Below are 17,408 nucleotides of genomic sequence, written 5' to 3'. Positions count from 1 at the left end.
ATTTTAGCACGTTCATCAAGGACAAAAAACAAGGAAAGCTTTCTTTTCCCCAAAGATGCATGACGGATTAATGGCTTTTGGCTCTATATCCCTCTTCTTATTTTCAACAGAGAAAAGCTATTTTGATATAAAAATTGGTGTGAAACATTATTTAAAAAACGTTTCACACCAGCTGCTTTTAAAGATTAACTTTTTGAACTAAACGCTAGCTCTCCTGAAGCTCTTTCAAGCATATAGCGACTAGATTCATCTGCTCGGTCTTCTTCAATATGGCTACTGTTGTGACTTCGTCAAACTCCATTTCACGAACCTTTGAGAAAAGAATGTTCTTATAGATCTCCTCTTTGCCGATCTTCATACGCTGACAAAGGGATTAGCAAATAGATATGTGTAAGCTTTCATTTTATAGTAGAAATATCTAATAAGATCTTTACAAGGATCATTTTAAGTTACCATATCATTTTTACGCTATTAAAACGTAGTATATATAAGTCTCGTTATTTTAAGATACGGATACAAATCTAGCACATATTATATGTTTATGCTTCTCCTACGATGCTTAAATTACCCTTATAAAATTCAGGAATATCACCTGTTGCGATTGAAACAATTTCTCCTGAATTTCTTGCTTCAACACAAGCATCTGATACAACCGCGACAACATAACCATCCCACGCTGTTGGACCACTTACAATGCCTTTTTTCGTAGAATTAATCCAATCTTGAAGCTCTATGTCATAAGACTCAATGAAGCGATCTTTCCAGTCTACTAAAATTTCCGTTGAAAGCTTCGCTTCGCTTCGCATAATGACACTAGAAGGCTCAGGTAAATTAGCTGTACCTGTTTCTCCAACAACTTGGCACTGAATATCGTAACCAAATTGGCAATTTACAAATACTTCAACATCAATTCGAATCCCTTTTTTCGTTTCTAATAGAACCATAATAGGATCTTTTAATCCGTTTTTAGCAAGAGACGAAGTTCTTGGGGTTACAATTTGCACAGAAGCGTAGTCATCATTTAATAACCAGCGTAGAACATCAATTTCATGAACAAGCGTATCTGTAATCGCCATGTCACCGATGTAATTATCAGGAACTGTTGGATTGCGGTGTGCGCAGTGAACTATTAGCGGTTCTCCAATTTTTTGATAATCAAGTACATTTTTTAACGCCCTATATCCTTTGTCATAGCGACGCATAAAACCAACTTGAACAAGTGGTTTTCCGTAAGCCATTTCGGCATCTACAATCTTTTTGCATCCTTCTGCTGTTGTGGCAAGAGGTTTTTCGCAGAAAACCGGCTTTCCTGCCTTGATCGCAGCAAGCACGAACTCTTCATGTGTTGGTCCCCATGATGTAACAATCAGAGCCTCAACATCTTCTGACTGAATAAGCGCATGACCGTCATCGTATACTTTAGCATTTAACTTTTCTACTTCTACAATTTGTTTTGCTTGTTCTTGATTTACATCTGTTACAGCAACAATTTCTCCCCCTGATAAAACATTCGTAATTCTGCGAATATGATCTTGTCCAATTGCTCCTGTACCAATTACACCAATTTTTAACGTCATATTTTTTCCTCCTTTAAGATAAAGCGCCCTTTGCTTTATTTAGCTCTAGAAACTTCATACGAAGATATTTTCTTTCTCCATAAAAGAACGGCTAATGTAGCCACTATCCCTAAACTTCCTGCAAAGTAAAACCCTGCTTCAATTCCTAGATGTAAATTTAACAAGCCTGCAAAAAATGGACCGGCAAAGATCCCTATTGCATATAAAGCTTGATACGCTCCCATTGCTGTTGCTTTTTTCTGTTCTGGAATAGACTTAACACTCATTCCAAGCATGAGTGGAAAAATGATTCCTAATGAAAAACCGTTAACACTTTGAATAATACACAATAAAAGCTTAGTATCAGCGAACGGAATAAGACATGTAAAGCATCCAGCGATAAGAAAAGCTAGCTTTAAAACTGTCCATTCTCTAAACCTTGAAAGAAATACTTTTTCAATAACAAGCGGCGCAATAGCATGTGGAATCATAAAAGAAAAAACAATAAAGGTGAGTTCGTTTTCTGTTAGACCTATATTCAGCGCATAGTTTGGAGTGAAACCAAACATAGTTGAGAAGATGATGCTATGTGCCAAAATTGATAAAAATGATATTTTCAACAAAGTAGGATTTCGCATAACTGAAAGAAGTTCTTTCATTTTAATTGGTTCTCTTTCACTGCCCTGTTTATCTTCAAAAAGCATGAAAGACAACAAAAGTCCAATCAAACTTGAAACACTTCCAATCCAAAATGGTCCATGCCAGCCTAAATGACTTACAACATAGCCGCTCAACATCATCCCTAACAGCTGTGCTAGCACAACGATAAAGGAAATGCTGTTCATCGCTCTATTTGACTTTTCTCCCTTAAAGTAGCTCCCATAGAGAATTGTAAATGCCACCCACGTTGCAGCACCGAATCCAGCTAAACAGCGTGAAATAAAAACGAGAGTTAAGCTATCTGTAAAAGTGAACAAAAGGCAGCTTGTTGAACTTGCTAACATTCCCAAAATAATAAATGGTTTTCTTACACGCGTAAGATCTGAAAAAATTCCAAGCGGAAGCCTGAAAAACAGCTGCATCAGACCATAACTACTTAAAACAAGCCCAATAAAAGCGTAGTTGCCACCTAATGAACTCATATAAGGTGAAAATGTAGGAACATAAATAAACTGTGAAAACCAAAAAAGAAAAGATACAACAGAAAAAATGCCGATATCTCTAATACTATGAAAAGCTTTCAATCAACCACTTCCAATTATCTATTCACAGGTTTTATAAAGGTAAACTATATTTGTAATCGATTTCATTTTAATTTTATTAAACCAGGAAAGGTTTCCCCTTCCTGGCTTTTATTTTAGTAGCGAGCTGTAACCATTTTCTTTCTTGTATAGAACTCAACGCCATCTGTACCATTTGCATGTAGATCACCATAGAAAGAGTCTTTCCATCCAGAGAATGGGAAGAATGCCATTGGAGCTGGAACTCCTACATTAATACCTAACATGCCTGATTCAATTGTTTCGCGGAATGTACGAACGCTTGATGCACTGTCTGTGTATAGGCAAGCACCGTTTGCAAAACGAGAGTTGTTTGCAACTTCAATTCCTTCTTCAAGCGTTTTAACACGGATGATAGAAAGTACAGGAGCAAAAATTTCATCCTGCCAAATTTTCATTTCTTGTGTTACGTTATCAAAGATTGTAGGTCCAACAAAATATCCGTTTCCTTCTACAGCTTCATCATTACGACCATCGCGAACAAGTTTTGCACCTTCTTCAACGCCGTTTTGGATGTAGCCAAGCGTACGCTCTTTATGATTTTCACGGATTACTGGGCCTAGGAATACATTTTCATCTAGTCCATTTCCGATTACCATATTATTAGATTCTTCTACAAGTTTAGCAATAAGCTCGTCTGCTACGTCTTCTTGAACCGTTACAACAGATGCAGCCATACAACGCTCGCCAGCAGAACCAAAAGCAGCACCAATGATTTGTTTTGTTGCACCATCAAGATCTGCGTCATTTAACACGATAGAATGGTTTTTTGCACCAGCTAGTGCTTGAACGCGTTTTAAGTTTTCTGTTCCTTTTTTGTATACATATTCAGCAACTGGCTGAGAACCTACGAATGAAATAGCTTTTACATCTTTATGCTCAAGAAGTCCATTTACAACATCATGTGCACCGTTTACGATATTTAATACGCCTTTTGGAAGACCAGCTTCTTCAAATAGCTCTACAAGACGAGCTGCTAAAAGCGGCGTTCTTTCAGATGGTTTTAACACGAATGTATTTCCGCAAGCAATTGCAAGTGGGAACATCCAGCATGGTACCATCATTGGGAAGTTAAACGGTGTAATTCCACCAATAACTCCGATTGGATAACGATACATACCAGATTCAATATTTGTTGCGATATCTGGAAGCTGTTTTCCCATCATAAGCGTTGGAGCGCCTGCAGCAAACTCTACGCATTCGATTCCGCGCTGTACTTCACCACGAGCTTCGTTAAAGCTTTTTCCGTTTTCAATTGTAACAAGTTTTGCAAGCTCATCCCAGTTATCAACAAGAAGCTGCTGATATTTAAATAGAATACGAGCGCGTTTTGGAACCGCTGTTTTTGACCATGTTTTGAAAGCTTCGTTTGCTACTTGAACTGCTTGATCAACGTCTGATTTTGTAGAAAGAGGTACTTCAGCGATTACTTCGCCTGTTGCTGGATTGTAAACAGATTCTGTAAGTGTTGTAGATGATGCTACCCATTGTCCACCAATATAGTTTTGAACTTCTTTTACTGTTGTTTGTGCCATGAATATTCTCTCCTTTTGGTTGTTTTATACTTCGTAATTTTTATGCTTTTTGCAATACTTCTTCAGCCGTCTCCATAAATCCTTTAATTTCTTCTACGGTTGGCATTGCATCCGAACTACTGTGCTTAGAAATTACAATAGAGGCGGAAGCTCCTCCAAAGCGCATCGCTTCTGCAACAGAGTAATCATGCATGAGTCCATAAATGAAAGCTGAAGCATATGAGTCACCAGCACCGAATGTTTTCAACACTTTTGTTTTAAAGATGCCGCCGCGGTGAGATTTCCCGTCATTTGTATACGCAATAGATCCATCCCCGCCATGTTTAATTACGACAATTTTGGCATTGTGGGAGAACCAACGCTCTGCTGTTACTTGATCATTTGACTCTTCTAGATTTAACAGTTTTTCCATCATGTCAAATTCTTCTCGTGTTCCAATAATTACATCTGATTTTTCCGCAGCTAAGTTGTAGTAAACAGCTGTTTCAGCTTCAGATGTCCATGTATATGGACGATAGTCAATATCAAAGAAAACTGGAACATTATTTTTTCGTGCATATTCAAGTGCCATAAACACAGCTTCACGCGAAGGACTTTTAGCAAGAGCTGTTCCAGAGATTAGAAGAGATTTTGATTGTTTAATATACTCTTCAGATACTTCTGTTGGTTCTAATTTTAAATCTGCTACATTGTCTCGATACATCAGGATACTGCACTCTTCAGGACTTTTGATTTCTGTAAAAGCAAGCCCTGTTACAGCTCGCGTTTTATCTGTAATGACGCTTTCTGTATTAATCTCGTGCTTTTTTAGGTAGCTTGTAATAAAGCGACCCATTTGATCATCGGCAATTTTACCAATAAAGCCTGTTTTCATTCCTAAACGAGATAAACCGATCGCGATATTTGCAGGAGAACCTCCAACATATTTTGTAAACGTCATCGTTTCTTCCATTGGACGATTGATTTCATTTGCATTCAAATCGATACAAAGTCTGCCAATAGCCACTAAATCAAATTTCTTTTCAGAATTGAATGTTAAATAGCTCATGTTATCCTCCCTTTACTTTAGCGCTATCTTATCTTCCATAATCCACTCATGGTCTTTGCTATTGTTAAATTTCCATGTACGAACAGGCCCAGCCATAACATTTAAATAATATACTTCATATCCTGGAGGAGCTGATACAGGATGATAGCCTTTCGGAACTAATACAGCATCTCCATCTTTAATAACCATTGTTTCATCAAGCGATTTGTCGTCTGTATAGACGCGCTGTACGGCAAATCCATGACCAGGATTCACGCGGTGGTAGTATGTTTCTTCCAAATATGACTCGTGCGGCAAGTTATTTTGATCATGCTTGTGAGGAGGATAGCTTGACCAATTTCCTTCAGGTGTAAAAACTTCTACAACAAGAAGGCTATCAGCTGGTTTTTGTTCTGGAAGAATGTTTTGCACTTTTCTTGAAATATTGCCAGCTCCTCTATCTTCAACACCTACATCCTCTGGGCCGATTAGGCGAGCTTCATATGTACCTTTACCAGGCGCTGCACATACGGCAATTTCTAAATCTGTTAAAGCCTCAACTTCGTACTCATCCTCATTTGGAATATACACGGAGTATGGAGGGATTTTTTCAAAAACACTCATTCTCTCTCCGATATTTTCGAATGTTTCTTTTTTAGTAGACACGTTCGCTTTACCTGTTAGTAACACAACACATACTTCTTGATTTCCTGTTTCTTTTTTAAGTTTTTTTCCTTTTTCTAAAGCGTATACTTCAAATCCGATATATTCCCATCCTGCTGATTCTGGTGTAATACTTAATACTTTTCCTTCTTCATCAGGTGTTTGACTTGGTACAATTAAATCTGCCATACTTTGTCACGCTCCTAGTTAAGAATTTTAACGATATGCTTAATACTTTCTAGCCGTTTGTAATACGCTTTCTTTTCTTTCATAAGCATCTTGAATTGATTGCTTTTTAGACGTTTCTGCAACGCCAATGTTCCACCATGATTCAAAATCTCTTGTCATTGTTTTTGGTAATACTTTAATATCTAAAAGCGTTGAAACTTCCTGTTTTTTAGAATCTTCAAGCGCTTCTTTCAACTGTTCCATCGTTGTTACTTGATACGTTTTCACTCCGTATCCTTCAGCACTTTTTGCAAAATCAATTTTGATAAGATCGCCATCCATCTTGCCTGTTTCTTCATTACGGTAGCGGAACTCTGTACCAAAGCTTCCCATTCCATTGTTCATTTGTAAGTTATTAATGCATCCAAATGCTGCATTATCGATAAGAACAATATTGATTTTTTTGCGTTCTTGAATACTTGTCACAAGTTCAGAATGAAGCATAAGGTAACTTCCGTCTCCTGTCATTACATATACTTCTTTTTCAGGCTCAGCCAGCTTAACACCAAGCGCTCCTGAAACTTCATAACCCATACAAGAATAGCCATACTCCATGTGATACGTATTTGGTGTGCGCGAATTCCACATTCTTTGTAAGTCACTTGGGAGACTTCCCGCAGCCCCTACAACAATTGCATCATCTGCTACATGTTCATTTATAAATTCAAGCACTTCTGTTTGTGTAATCGTTGAGCCAAATTGCCGAGCAAACTCAGGTAATACGTGTGGAAGATGATCTCCTGCTTCTGGAATAAATTGATTTTCATCATATCGAATGCTGTATAAACGATCCACTTCTTTGTTCCATGCTTCTTTCGCTTTTTGAATTTCATCACTATAGCTTGATTTGTAGTCGATGTTTGAAAGTTCTTCTTCAAGTTTTTGCAGAGCTAACTTCGCATCACCAACAACTTTTGTTGCATCAAGTTTGTAAGCGTGATATTCAGATGTATTAATAGATAAGAACTGAACATTTTCGTTTTGGAAAAGCTGTTTAGATCCTGTAGTGAAATCTGAGTAGCGAGTTCCCACACCAATCACAAGGTCAGCTTCTTTTGCCATTAGGTTAGAAGCGAGTGTTCCTGTGATTCCAATTCCCCCTAAGTTGTGAGAGTGAGAGCTTTCAACAGCACTTTTTCCAGCTTGTGTTTCTCCATAAGGGATATTAAATTTCTCTGAGAAGCTTTTAAGGGCTTCAGCGGCTTCTGAGTAACGTACCCCTCCACCACAAACGATGATTGGCTTTTTCTTTTCTTTAATAAGAGCCACCGCTTCTTTGATATCACTTTCTGTTGGAACACGGCGATCAATACGATGAACACGTTTCTTAAAGAAATATTCTGGAAACTCATATGCTTCACCTTGTACATCTTGTGGAAGACAAACCGTAACAGCTCCAGTATTTGCAGGGTCTGTTAATACACGCATTGCGTTAATCATAGCTGTCATTAAATGTTCTGGACGAGTTACGCGGTCCCAATATTTACTTACCGCACGAAACGCGTCATTTGTTGTTACCGTTAAGTTATGATAATGCTCAACTTGCTGCAGCACTGGATCTGGTTGACGTGTTGCAAATGTGTCTCCTGGAAGAAGCAAAAGCGGAATATTGTTTGCTGAGGCTGTTCCAGCTGCTGTTACCATATTCGCCGCTCCTGGCCCTACTGATGATGTACAAGCAATGATCTTTCTGCGATGATTTTGCTTGGCATAAGCTGTTGCAGCAAGAGCCATTCCTTGTTCATTTCTTCCTTGATAAACTCGTAGATCGCCAGCATCTTCTTCAAGTGCTTGTCCTAGACCTAACACATTTCCATGACCGAAGATTGTAAAAACTCCTTGTACAAATTTCTCTTCTTTACCATCAAACTCTACATATTGTTGATTCAAAAACTTTACTAATGCTTGACCTGTTGTTAAACGAATTGTTTTCATAGCATTCCTACCTTATCTTTGTAGATTGCTGATTCCATTCTATATAAAATTAAATGGAATCGATTTCATTTAAACTTAAAAAAATATAAATCTCTTTTCTTTTAAAATACTATAATACTTTATTATTAAGCTCTTTTTTATTCAAAAAGAAAACTAATAGATGAACTATTATTCCCTTTTAAAGAAATCGATTTCATTAAATTTTTCTTTTACCCTTTGTTCCACTCTCCCTCTTTCACTTTTCAGCACTTTTTGTTGAATGAACGTTATCGTATAAGTAACTTCAAAACTTATAGAAAACTTGAAAGCTTCAGAGGTAAAGCAGAAATCTTTTGAAATCGATTTCATTAACTTAATAATAAAACGCTTTCTTCTATGGTCTTAGTGTATAATATGAAAACGCTTTTGTAAACCTTTTTTTGAAAAATTTCTAATATTAAAATATCCTCTTTATGATTGAGCATCCATAAGAAATGGATGCCCTTTTTCATGTCATTCTCTAATCATTTTGAGCAATTACAATATTTATGTTATTTCTTTGTGCGTAGTTTCCATAGCTTTCATTTGGCGAAGCATCTGTAATTAAATAATCTAACTCTTCTAATTCACAATACGTAATAAGCGCATACTTATCAAACTTTGTATGATCAATAAGTAAAAACACTTCAACACTTCTCCTTACAACAGCTTGTTTAATTTCACTTTCAACAGGAGAAGAGTTTGTAACCCCGTTTGAAATGGAAACACCTGTTGAAGCCATGAAAGCTTTGTTCACGTTATACGTTTTTAATAAGTCCATGTTCTTAAAACTTGAAAATGATTTTGTTTCCCGTTCAAGTGCCCCACCCGTTGAAATGACTTTTAAATTCTCATAAGGAAGAGCATATACAATGAAATCAAGATTGTTTGTAATAACGGTTATATTCTTATTTTTCACAAACTCTAACATCTCAAGCGTGGTTGTACCTGAGTCGATGAAAATAACGTCTCCGTCCTCTACATAATTTGCCGCTTCTTTAGCAATTGCTTGCTTTGCGAGCTGGTTGCGAGTTTTTCGATCGTTAAATGACTCAAGCTGAGCATGATCAACCGCAACTCCACCATATACTTTTTTTACTACCCCTTGATCCACGAGCATTTGTACATCTCTTCGAATAGTATTTTTAGAAACGTCAAATACGGTTACAAGCTCATCTAAAGAGACGGACTGATGTTCAAGCACGTAGTCTTGAATTTGTTGAATTCGTTTAGCTTTTAACATTTCTATCTTCCTATTCTTTTATAATATTGAGTTCATAAACGTCCACTTTCCCTTTTATGCTTTGCCGCTCGTTTTAAATTCTCTCATTTTTTCTTTTACTGTATTCATAACAGCTTCTTTTCCAGGTATTAAGAAATCATGTGGATTATACGTTTCTGTATTTTGTTCAAGAGCATTACGAACGGCTTTTGTCCATGACATGAGACATTCTGTATTTACATTAATTTTAGCATGACCATAGTCAATAGCCTTTTGAATTTGATAATTTGGAATTCCAGAACCACCGTGTAATACGAGGGGAACGTTCGTTAAGTTTGAAATGACCTTCATTTCTTCAAACCCAAGCTTTGGCTCTCCTTTGTATTGACCATGAACGGAGCCAAGGGCAGCAGCCAACGCATCTACTCCTGTCTCTTGTACAAGACGCAAACATTCTTGAGGGTCTGCATACACTATATTACCAAAAAGTCCATCTTCCATACCACCAACAGTTCCCACTTCTGCTTCAACCGAAACTCCTCTTGCATGAGCATACTCAACCACTTTTTTAGTAACCGCAATATTTTCATCAATTGGAGAATGAGAACCATCAAACATAACAGAGCTAAATCCTGCATCAATAGCTTCTTTGCAACGTTCAAAACTGCTTCCATGATCAAGATGTAAAACAACAGGAACCGTAATATCCATCTCTTCAACAAGGGATTTCACCATTGCTGAGATTGTTTTAAATCCACCGAGATAATCTACAAGACGATCCGATGCAGCCGCGATAACAGGGGCCTGTTCTTCCTCTGCCGCTTGTAAAATAGCTTGTATCCATTGCAAACTATTAATGTTATATTGTCCAACTGCATATTTTTCTTCTTTTGCTTTTACTAGTATTTCTTTCATTGAAATTAGTTTCGTTTGCACTACTGTCATTATACAGCACCTCTTCTATTAAAGTATCAGATTTAAACCCATTTAAAAACAAATGATTTGTAAGCACTTTCATTAAAACTTTTAAAAATTAGAATCAACTTTTAAAGTTATCACTTTATTATTAATTCTTGGTTATGTTTTGGTTACATCTATTCTTATCATAAGTATAAAAGCGTTATCAGTCAATATTTTTTTCCTTTTCCAGCAAAGAACTATCCTCTTTTGGTTAGGTTTATAGGAATAAATTGAACATTTTGGAGCAGGAAACTAGCGATTGATTCTCAATCTAAACAAAACAAAAAAGTTTTCCGGAAGTTTCCAGAAAACCTTTTTGCTTATATTCCTCATTACTTCTTTTGAGAGACTTTACGATGATCGATTTCGCAATGAAATTAGAACTTTCAACACTCTTAGCCGTTCCCCAAGATTAAAAATGATAGAATCTTCAGTTAGTTATTTTGAGATAACTTCTTTATCTGCTATAACAGGAGCTTGTTTATGGTTTCTGAAGTTTTCCTCAATTTGCTCCAGTGTAAGCCCTTTTGTCTCAGGAAGAGCTTTTTTCACAAATGTAATAGCCGCAATTCCTAATACAACAAAAACGAAGAATGTTGTAGAAAGTCCAATAGCCGCAAGCAAAATTGGGAAAGTTAACCCAACAAGGAAGTTGGCAATCCATAGACAAAATACGGTAATTCCCATTCCCATTCCACGCATGCGAAGCGGGAAAATTTCTGAAAGCATGAGCCATGTTACAGGTGAAACAGCTCCTTGTTGGAACGCTAAAAACGTAACTGTTAACGTTAGTACAATGTATGGGAGAGCCGGTGATCCTTCAAGTGTTAAGGAAAGAATTCCAATTAAAAGAAGTGCTGATGTTGTACCAATAAGGCCTGTAATAAGCATTGGACGACGCCCAACTTTACCAAGCAGCCAAATTCCAACAAATGTAGCTAGAACGGAGATGACACCATTGGCAATGTTCCCAACAAGAGCTGCCTCTGTTCCAAACCCTGAATCTTTTAGAATTTCAGTTCCATAGTACATAATTGAGTTAACACCTGTGATTTGCTGAACAACCCCAATCCCAATCCCGATGAAAATAAGGCGGCGAATCCATGGAACAGAAAGATCTTTTAATGTTGCTTTCTTCATGTTCTCTTCTTGTTTAAACGCTGTTTCAATTTCTAATACTTCTTCTTTAGCTCGTTTTTTCTCGCGCATTTTTTCTAAAACCGTTAATGCTTCTTGACTTCTTCCTTTTGAAACAAGCCATCTGGGACTTTCAGGAACTTTTAACATACCGAAGAAAAGAATAACAGCGGGAATCGCAGCAATTGGAAGCATATAGCGCCAAACTTCTGGATTGTGTCCAAATGTTGTACCAAGAATAGCATTAAACGTAAACGCTAAAAGCTGACCAGTTACAATCATAAGTTCATTTTGGGTTACGATTCGACCTCTTCTTTCAGATGGAGACACTTCTGCTAAATATGCAGGAACCGTTACAGAGGCTCCCCCTACAGCAAGTCCTAGTACAAAGCGAGAAATAATCATGACAGTAGCGTTTGGAGCAAATGTACATCCTAATGTTGAAATAAAGAATAAAACAGCAAGATATAAAATGTTTGTACGCCTACCATGATGATCTGAAAGCCTTCCACCAAAAATGGCACCAAATGCAGCACCAAAGAGTAGGGCACTTGTTACAAGACCTTGTGTAACAGAATTTAAATCAAGTTGGCCTTTTTCTGACATATAAGGCAATGCACCGTTAATAACTCCTGTATCATAGCCAAAAAGAAGACCGCCAAACGTTGAAATAATAATGACCATACTCAATGAGGAATTTCGATTCATATCAATCTCTCCTATCTTTTTACGAGTGGATTGAGCTTCTCGTTAATATACTTTCTAGCCATTAAAGCATATTCTAAAGGATGTGCAACTGATGGATCTTGTTCTGCTTCGACAACAATCCATCCTGTGTAGTTGTATTCAAGGAGAGTTTGATAAACTTCGGTAAAATCAACGCATCCATCTCCAGGTACTGTAAACATCCCCATTAGAAACGACTGTTGAAACGATTTTCCTTCTTTTCTGCATCTCTCCATTATTTCTCTTCTTGCATCTTTAAAGTGAACATGTCGAATACGGTTGATATGCTTATGCAAAAGCGTCATATAATCTCCATCTGATACGTAAATATGACCTGTATCATAAAGCAGATGCACGACATTTGGATTCGTATTTTCCATTAAGCGATCAATCTCACTTAACGTTTGAACTCCTGTTCCCATATGATGGTGATAAACAAGATTTAACCCATACTCGCCAGAAATTTCACCTAATCTGTTTAATCCAGAGCATAAAACATCCCACTCTTCATCTGTAAAATAAGGTTTTTCATCAAAAACATTTTTATCTGTACCTTGAACACTATATGTTTGTTCTGATACAACAGCAACATCTGCTCGCACCTCTTGAAGGAATTTGCAATATTGATGAAAATCTTGTTCTACCTTCTCGATTCCATCACGAATAATGAAGCTGCTGAACCATTGACCCGCTATTTTTAAATTACGAAGTTCAAGCTCTTTATTTAGAATTTTGGCTTCAGGAAAAAAACCGCCAACTTCCGTACCTTGAAACCCCGCTACGACAATATCACTTAACAAGTGTTGCAATGTATTTTCTGCGCCAATTTCAGGAATATCATCATTTCTCCAACCTATCGGAGCAATCCCCCATAAAATATCCTCTGTTTTCATCTTTTCTCCCTCTTTCATGTAACATGTTTTCATTTCTCTTTCTAACTGAATACGCTTTCAGAGTTAACAAAGCAAGATAAATACTAACTTTTTGTTATCTCTTTGTCATCTATTGGTTAACTTGTTTTTAATTTTAATATTAAAAGCGCTTTCAGTCAACAAAAAAATCAGAATTTTTCCATCAACTCCTATTTCCTTACACACCTATGAAATGTTAAATCTCATTAAATCTCTTTTCCTAAAAGTTTTCTAATCTACTAAAAAAGAAAAAGCTTATTCATCTCCTGAACAAGCTTTTTCTCTTTCATCCTTTGTATACTGTTATTGATACTCTACCTATACTGCCCCTTCGTTAGCTGAACGAACGCAATTTTCAACCTATTGAATTCCTTCAACTCCTGATTTAATTCCAGAATATCAAATACTATGTATTCCCTTCTGTCATCGGCTACTTCCCTTGTCTGCGCAAAGTTTGTATAAGACCATACTTTAAACAATCCTTCAAGATCTCCTCTACAATTTGCTCTCACGTTCTCCTTCTACCATTGCCAAGCGAATTGGCTGTTTAACTATTAATCATCTGCATTTCCTCTTTTGTTAGCTTTCCTTATGTTAATAACCAACACTTGTTAAATAATTAACGCTTTGCTTTACATCTCGTAAACTTGTACTATAGTTCCTTGGATCTCGCTCTTGTTCAATTGTAATATATCCGTGATAATCGATTTCTTTTAATAATTCATGAATTGAGGAGTAATTAATGATTCCTTGTCCAATAGGGCACATGACACCTTTTTTGCAAGCGTCAAAAAAGCGAATTTTTTCGTTCATCACCTCTTTATATATTTCTAAATTAATATCTTTGAAGTGAACGTAATCTAAGCGATCAGCACAGTTTTTGATCCATACATAAGGATCCATTTTAGAATAATATAAGTGTCCCGTATCTAAACATAAGCCAGCTGTTTCATAAGAAATATCTCCCATAAGTTTTGTTATTTCATCTTCAAATTCAATGTATCCACCAGCATGAGGATGAATAACAGGACGGACGCCGTACTTGTCTCGCGCATATTCAGAAAGGGTTCTAATGTTTTGCATCATGCCAGCCCATTTCTCTCCAGATAACCGTTCCGCTTTGTTAGGATGTCCTGCTCTATAATCTCTTTCATCATGTCCCCAATCAATAATGACAAGATATGGTGTTTTGAAATGCTGACCTTGTACTTGTGGCACTTGTGGTAATTGAGTGATAAGTGAACATATATCATCTACTTGATGCAATAAGTTTTCTACATTTTCTTTATCAACTAAATTATCAAAAATAGTTCCGGCAATAATCGTTAAATCATGTTTTGCAAGTTCTTCTTTGACTTTCTTAATGTTCATTGGAATATATCCATAAGGTCCAAGCTCAATTCCTTTATATCCAGCTTGTGATGCTTCTTCTAAGACAAGCTCCCATGGAGGCAAGTATGGATTTTTAGGATCATCAACACCCCAACAACAAGGTGCTCCAGCTATTTTAATAGTCATATAAATTCCCTCCTCACATTATTATTTTGAAATAAAGTTATTTTGATTAATTTTTGGTTAACTTTCCAGCATTTCTTCCTGTATTTTTAAAAGTATTATGAAAAATTCCCTTAATGGATAAAGGATTGCAAATGTATAAATCATCATAAAAGGAGCAACAAACAAGTTTAATCTAGAATCTAAAATATAAACAGAGGCTAAGATTTTAAGTTCAGCCTGATATGTAATTCAAACAACAAAAAAAGAAAGATCTACACTCTCGTAAAATGTAGGGAATTAGCATAACTGAATCATTAAGCTACACCAAGCATGACAAAGGAAATGGATGCAGGAATAAATATAATAAAACCAAATTATATAGTTTTATGAATTCCTCCAATGTGAGCTGTTACATCAGAAATCCATGATGCATTCCTAACAGCAAGCCCCTATGCCGACTGTGTAGCAGACATTTCCTGTTCAGCAAGATAAGACGAGAGCCCTCCTTGTTCTCATCCCTCTCCGATTATAAAGAGAAGTATGCCTACTTTACTCTAAACTCCTTCTCTAAAGAAAAGCGTATACAAACAAGAGTCAAAAAAAGAGCTTTACTTATTTTTTATCTACTTATTTTACTTATATTTAGTATAAAGAGAGGGAAGCTTTAAATCCTTCACATTATTGCTAACATTCATCAAAAAAACCCCTTATTTTGAACTTATGTTTACGAGAAAGTTTACTATCTTGCTCTATAATGAAATTTCTATATACATCAATTAAGAGTGACTGATGCTCCAAAGCTGACGATACTTTTTGGGTGACATTCCGACTATTTTAGAAAAAAGGGTTGTAAAGTAGTTTGGATTATCATATCCAACTATTCCAGCAATCATCGTTACATTGTAATCAGTATTCATAAGCAATGATTGAGCTTCTCCAATTCTCCGTCGCATAATGTATTGAATGGGTGAAAATCCCGTTTTTTTCTTGAATAAATGAGTTAAATAATAGGAACTTATGGAAAGGTCTTTAGCAATGGATGCTAGCGTAAGCTCCTCTCTATAATATTTATCAATGTAACTTTTAATTTGGCTAAATAAAATAGACTCTTCTTCTCTAGGCAAAGAAGAATTTTCTTGAGGAATTTGCAAAATGATTGAAATTAGAGCACTTAGCAGGTAATGACATGTTTCTTCATAGCCATCTTCACCTTTTTGAACTTGAGAAAACATAACTTGAAGAAGATTCTCAATTTCTTCTCTCTTTTCCCCACTGCTTAATACATACGATTGATTTTGAGATACAAGGTGATTTGCAGACAACCCTTCTATATGTAAATTCGAAATTCCACAGCAGTATACACTCATATTTTGATCCTGATTCGTATATTCGTCGTGAAGAACATTGCTATTATAAATTAATATATCTCCTTCACATACAGAATACTTCTTTTCTCCGATAAGATGACATCCGCTTCCTTCTTTGATAAATACGATTTCCATTATATCTTCATGCATATGCAATACACGAGGCCACATCGTATGTTTTGTTTCTACATTGCACATATGTACAAGCTGAGGAGTTGCTCCATTTTTAAAATGCGATTTACTCATCGAATTAATAAAATACTGACCCATCTTTATTGCCTCCAGTTTTTCATTATATAAAGTTACTATAAGTTTAAAAGGTTCTTTAATAGATGAAAATAGCAAAAAAAATAGTGCCTTGCTTCATAAGCAAGGCACCCGTTTTTTTATTTTAATCCTTTTTCTACTTCCTTAGCCATTTCAGGCACTGAAAGCAGTCCTCCACCTGATAAGTACCAGTAGTTTGGATTTAGATAAATAATATGGTCTTCTTTATATGCATTTGTTTTCTTTACAAGATCATTTTCAATCGTCTTTTTAGCTGAATCTTCTCCACCAACTACAGCACTGCGGTCAATCACAAACAAGTAGTCTGGATTTTTTTCTACAATATACTCAAATGAAACACTTTGTCCATGTGTAGAAGCTTCAATATTAGGATCAGCAGGTTTTACGCCTAGCTCATCGTGAATAATACCAAAACGAGAGTTTGGACCATAAGCGCTAATTTTTCCTTCGTTTGCTAATACAATTAAACCTGTTTTATTCGATTTCTCAGCTTTTTCTTTCACTTCACTCATTGTTGCTTTTACATCAGCAATTTTCTTTTCTACTTCTTTCTCTTTATCAAAGATTTTTCCTAATGTTTCTTGATTTTGCTCAAATGAATCCATGTATTTTGTTGTATCAAGCTCAAGATCAATTGTTGGAGCAATTTTTGAAAATTCATCGTATTGACTTGCTTGACGACCAGAAATAATAATCAAATCTGGATTAATTTCACTAATTTTCTCAAAGTCTGGCTCTTTTAAGCCTCCAACATTCTCATATTTTTTATCTTCATATTTTGATAAGTACGATGGAATGCTGTCCTGTGGAACTCCTGCTACGTCTACGCCTAGCTCATCTAAAGAATCTAGGGCACCAAAGTCAAATACAACAACTTTTTCAGGGTTTTTCGTAACTTTTGTTTCTCCAAGCTTATGTTTAACAGTAATTTCCTCTGTTTTACTGCTTTTTTCTTCGTCCGCTTTACTTGACGAACTTTCATTGTTTGAGCCGCAAGCTGCAACTACTAGGGCAACAAGAGCTACTAAAAACATAGATAGAAACTTTCTCATGTCTTT

Annotated in this window: 13 protein-coding genes; all 13 read right to left on the bottom strand. The window is 36.2% G+C overall.

The window, feature by feature from the left end; all coding sequences use genetic code 11:
* Window positions 1-539 precede the first annotated feature (539 nt).
* Window positions 540-1,577, bottom strand: a complete 1,038-nt coding sequence (iolG, locus tag B9N79_RS08040) for a bifunctional inositol 2-dehydrogenase/D-chiro-inositol 1-dehydrogenase (protein ID WP_040057900.1) — start codon at window positions 1,575-1,577, stop codon at window positions 540-542.
* 35 nt (window positions 1,578-1,612) lie between these two features.
* Entirely contained in the window at window positions 1,613-2,800 is a 1,188-nt protein-coding gene (locus B9N79_RS08035; RefSeq protein ID WP_040057901.1) for an MFS transporter, read from the bottom strand.
* A gap of 113 nt (window positions 2,801-2,913) precedes the next feature.
* Window positions 2,914-4,371, bottom strand: a complete 1,458-nt coding sequence (locus B9N79_RS08030) for a CoA-acylating methylmalonate-semialdehyde dehydrogenase (RefSeq protein WP_040057902.1) — start codon at window positions 4,369-4,371, stop codon at window positions 2,914-2,916.
* 40 nt (window positions 4,372-4,411) lie between these two features.
* A complete protein-coding gene (gene iolC / locus B9N79_RS08025; RefSeq protein WP_046217099.1) occupies window positions 4,412-5,419 on the bottom strand; it encodes a 5-dehydro-2-deoxygluconokinase in 1,008 nt (335 codons plus the stop codon).
* Between the two features lie 12 nt (window positions 5,420-5,431).
* The gene (gene iolB, locus B9N79_RS08020) at window positions 5,432-6,250 is read right to left on the bottom strand and encodes a 5-deoxy-glucuronate isomerase (protein WP_046217098.1); all 819 of its coding nucleotides are present in this window, start codon (window positions 6,248-6,250) and stop codon (window positions 5,432-5,434) included.
* A 39-nt stretch (window positions 6,251-6,289) separates the two neighbouring features.
* Window positions 6,290-8,224: a 3D-(3,5/4)-trihydroxycyclohexane-1,2-dione acylhydrolase (decyclizing) gene (gene iolD, locus B9N79_RS08015; RefSeq protein WP_046217097.1), complete on the bottom strand. Its 1,935-nt coding sequence runs from the start codon at window positions 8,222-8,224 to the stop codon at window positions 6,290-6,292.
* 499 nt (window positions 8,225-8,723) lie between these two features.
* The gene (locus tag B9N79_RS08010) at window positions 8,724-9,485 is read right to left on the bottom strand and encodes a DeoR/GlpR family DNA-binding transcription regulator (protein WP_040057905.1); all 762 of its coding nucleotides are present in this window, start codon (window positions 9,483-9,485) and stop codon (window positions 8,724-8,726) included.
* A gap of 54 nt (window positions 9,486-9,539) precedes the next feature.
* A complete protein-coding gene (fba, locus tag B9N79_RS08005; protein ID WP_046217096.1) occupies window positions 9,540-10,409 on the bottom strand; it encodes a class II fructose-1,6-bisphosphate aldolase in 870 nt (289 codons plus the stop codon).
* 453 nt (window positions 10,410-10,862) lie between these two features.
* Entirely contained in the window at window positions 10,863-12,269 is a 1,407-nt protein-coding gene (locus tag B9N79_RS08000; protein ID WP_040057907.1) for a sugar porter family MFS transporter, read from the bottom strand.
* Between the two features lie 11 nt (window positions 12,270-12,280).
* Complete coding sequence (iolE, locus tag B9N79_RS07995) at window positions 12,281-13,180, bottom strand: myo-inosose-2 dehydratase (protein WP_040057908.1); 900 nt, start codon at window positions 13,178-13,180, stop codon at window positions 12,281-12,283.
* 612 nt (window positions 13,181-13,792) lie between these two features.
* Window positions 13,793-14,716 (bottom strand): TIM barrel protein, encoded by a 924-nt coding sequence (locus tag B9N79_RS07985; RefSeq protein ID WP_040057909.1) that lies wholly within the window; start codon window positions 14,714-14,716, stop codon window positions 13,793-13,795.
* Window positions 14,717-15,471: 755 nt separating this feature from the next.
* Window positions 15,472-16,332, bottom strand: a complete 861-nt coding sequence (locus B9N79_RS07980) for an AraC family transcriptional regulator (RefSeq protein ID WP_046217095.1) — start codon at window positions 16,330-16,332, stop codon at window positions 15,472-15,474.
* Between the two features lie 116 nt (window positions 16,333-16,448).
* Window positions 16,449-17,402 (bottom strand): siderophore ABC transporter substrate-binding protein, encoded by a 954-nt coding sequence (locus B9N79_RS07975; protein WP_040057911.1) that lies wholly within the window; start codon window positions 17,400-17,402, stop codon window positions 16,449-16,451.
* Window positions 17,403-17,408: the final 6 nt, after the last annotated feature.

Source organism: Priestia filamentosa (assembly GCF_900177535.1).
In the GTDB taxonomy this organism is placed as follows: domain Bacteria; phylum Bacillota; class Bacilli; order Bacillales; family Bacillaceae_H; genus Bacillus_I; species Bacillus_I filamentosa.
The sequence above is the reverse complement of the archived record's forward strand: the minus strand, read 5'-3'. Positions and strand labels throughout refer to the sequence as shown.

Excerpts from the sequence above, each read along its gene's own strand:
- iolG (WP_040057900.1), bottom strand. The coding sequence starts at position 1,577 with ATGACGTTAAAAATTGGTGTAATTGGTACAGGAGCAATTGGACAAGAT.
- B9N79_RS08030 (WP_040057902.1), bottom strand. The coding sequence starts at position 4,371 with ATGGCACAAACAACAGTAAAAGAAGTTCAAAACTATATTGGTGGACAA.
- iolC (WP_046217099.1), bottom strand. The coding sequence starts at position 5,419 with ATGAGCTATTTAACATTCAATTCTGAAAAGAAATTTGATTTAGTGGCT.
- iolB (WP_046217098.1), bottom strand. The coding sequence starts at position 6,250 with ATGGCAGATTTAATTGTACCAAGTCAAACACCTGATGAAGAAGGAAAA.
- iolD (WP_046217097.1), bottom strand. The coding sequence starts at position 8,224 with ATGAAAACAATTCGTTTAACAACAGGTCAAGCATTAGTAAAGTTTTTG.
- B9N79_RS08010 (WP_040057905.1), bottom strand. The coding sequence starts at position 9,485 with ATGTTAAAAGCTAAACGAATTCAACAAATTCAAGACTACGTGCTTGAA.
- fba (WP_046217096.1), bottom strand. The coding sequence starts at position 10,409 with ATGACAGTAGTGCAAACGAAACTAATTTCAATGAAAGAAATACTAGTA.
- B9N79_RS08000 (WP_040057907.1), bottom strand. The coding sequence starts at position 12,269 with ATGAATCGAAATTCCTCATTGAGTATGGTCATTATTATTTCAACGTTT.
- iolE (WP_040057908.1), bottom strand. The coding sequence starts at position 13,180 with ATGAAAACAGAGGATATTTTATGGGGGATTGCTCCGATAGGTTGGAGA.
- B9N79_RS07985 (WP_040057909.1), bottom strand. The coding sequence starts at position 14,716 with ATGACTATTAAAATAGCTGGAGCACCTTGTTGTTGGGGTGTTGATGAT.
- B9N79_RS07980 (WP_046217095.1), bottom strand. The coding sequence starts at position 16,332 with ATGGGTCAGTATTTTATTAATTCGATGAGTAAATCGCATTTTAAAAAT.
- B9N79_RS07975 (WP_040057911.1), bottom strand. The coding sequence starts at position 17,402 with ATGAGAAAGTTTCTATCTATGTTTTTAGTAGCTCTTGTTGCCCTAGTA.